We start from the raw sequence: 2,533 nt of genomic DNA on the forward strand, positions 1-2,533 counted from the left end.
AGAATGACTCGTCTTTTTTGTGTATATTTCGTTAGAAATAACTTCTTACTAACCCCAAATACCACTTTAGATTTTAAGTATTCCCCATTCTTTTAAGATTTGTGATTACATATCCATATAATTTTTTATTCAATTTCCCTCATGATTTTTGATATGTAATTTAAGATTTTCTATTTTATTTCTTATAGATACGATTTATTGGTGTGTTAAAATAGTACAGTTATTTTTTTGAAGTACTTTAATATAAGAAGATTTAATTTTGAAAAAGGAGATAATATGAAAAAGATAAGTGTAATTACTATAGTAGTTTTAATCCTTCTAGCAATTGCGTATATGTTAGTCGGGAATTATTTCTATAATTATGCATTGAATGCAAAACAAGAAAAAGAATTTTTGGAGGATAATCCTCACTTAACGGAAACAGTGAATGCATCGGGAGATGTATTGGCTACGAATGAAGAAAAGAATGCAAACTTTGTATCAAAATATAAACCTAACACATTAACTATACGTTCTTTTGATAAGCTAAATTTAACAGGTTATGAATATATGAATGAGCAATCTAGCCATAAATGGGCAATTGTAGTTCATGGATATGATGGCAGGGCATCAGCAATGACGAAATATATCCGGAATTTTCATGAACAAGGTTATAACGTCATAGCGCCAGATCTTCGTGGGCATGGAAATAGTGAAGGGGATTATATCGGTATGGGGTGGTATGATCGTAAAGATGTTCTGATTTGGATTCAACAAATTTTAAAGAAAGATCCTAATGCTGAAATAGCTCTATTTGGTATTTCTATGGGTGGAGCAACTGTTATGATGACTTCTGGGGAAGATTTACCTTCTAATGTTAAAGTTATTATTGAAGATTGTGGATATTCAACTGTTATTGATGAATTCACGTATCAACTAAAAGATTTATTCCACTTGCCTAAATTTCCTGTTATGAATGCGGCCAATACAGTTACTAAATTGAGGGCTGGATATGATTTGGAAGAGGCTTCAGCTGTAAAACAAGTTGCGAAAAGTAAAACACCTATGTTATTCATTCATGGGGATGCTGATGCATTTGTTCCTTTTGAAATGTTGGATGAGGTGTATAATGCTGCAAAAGTAGAAAAAGAGAAATTAATTGTTCCAGGTGCGGGACATGGAGAAGCTGAGAAAGTAGATTCAAATAAATATTGGAATACTATATGGAAGTTCGTGGAGAAGTATATTCCGGCATAATTAAAGTTGTTTCCTGTTTATATACGATAATCGGAAGGGAGTATTTTATCCTTTTGATTATCGTTTTTTGTTATTTAGGTATTCTGTTATAAATATACTTTTGGTTGTACTATATAGAAGGTTTGGAGCAAAAATTTTTGAATTCCTTAATCGCGGTGCTAAAATGGTTGGAAATAAAATTGTAAAGAGGTGCGAATATGAAAATTGAAGTATGGTCTGATTTTGTATGTCCGTTTTGTTATATTGGGAAGCGTAGATTAGAGATGGCTTTAGAACAATTTCCACATAGGGATGATGTTCAAGTTGAGTTTAAAAGTTTTGAATTAGATCCAAATACTCCAATCTATTCTGGAACAAGTATTAGTGAAGTAATTGCAGCAAAGTATGGGATTAGTGTTGAAGAAGCTAATCGTAATAATATACAAATAGGTAATCATGCAGCTAGTATAGGTCTAAGTTTTAATTTTGAAGAGATGAAACCAACAAATACTTTTGATGCGCATCGTTTGGCGAAATTTGCAAAGGATCAGGGGAAAGAAAAAGAGATTACAGAAAATCTACTTTTTGCATATTTCACTGAATCGAGAAACTTAAGTGATGCTGAAACGCTCTCTACTATCGCTGAAACTTCAGGTTTAGATAAGAAAGAAGCTTTAAATGTTATTAATAATAAAAATGCGTATGCGAATGAAGTTAGAATTGACGAAGCAATTGCTCAGCAATATAAAATTACGGGAGTACCTTATTTTATTGTTAATCAAAAGTATGCTATTTCAGGCGCGCAACCACTTGAAACCTTTGCTGGTGCACTTCAACAGGTGTGGGAAGAAGAGAATCCTAAGCCTGAACTTCAAAATCTTTCAATAAATAGTACAACCGATGCTTATTGTACAGATGGAAGCTGCTCGATACCTCCAAAGGAATAATATTTAGTTCTTTCTATTATGGTGTACATAATGTACAGAGCGATAAATTTAAAATGTCATATGTATATTAATAATTTCTAAATACAAATAACCTGTAGTAACTTCTATAGGTTATTTGTATTTAGTTTACTTTGAGAAAGTTACATTCAAGTGCACTATTTTTGTGCTAACGGCTGGTTGGTATAGTTAATTCATATTTTTATAAAAAACTTATTTAAAACCATTGACTATTAACATACATAAGTGTAATATAGAACAAGTCGCCGATAGCAACAACGCAGAAAGCGACAAACGAAATAAAAAAACTTAGTTGACATTGAAACATGAAAATGTTAACATAAGGAAGTCGTAAATGAGCGACGAAGTAGTTC

At 31.9% G+C, this 2,533-nt stretch carries 2 protein-coding genes; both read left to right on the forward strand.

The window, feature by feature from the left end; genetic code table 11:
* Positions 1-276 precede the first annotated feature (276 nt).
* Positions 277-1,236, forward strand: a complete 960-nt coding sequence (locus U860_RS0129580) for an alpha/beta hydrolase (RefSeq protein ID WP_025151312.1) — start codon at positions 277-279, stop codon at positions 1,234-1,236.
* 197 nt (positions 1,237-1,433) lie between these two features.
* Positions 1,434-2,162, forward strand: a complete 729-nt coding sequence (locus U860_RS0129585) for a DsbA family oxidoreductase (RefSeq protein WP_025151313.1) — start codon at positions 1,434-1,436, stop codon at positions 2,160-2,162.
* Positions 2,163-2,533: the final 371 nt, after the last annotated feature.

This window comes from Bacillus sp. H1a (assembly GCF_000633475.1).
Classification (GTDB): domain Bacteria; phylum Bacillota; class Bacilli; order Bacillales; family Bacillaceae_G; genus Bacillus_A; species Bacillus_A paramycoides.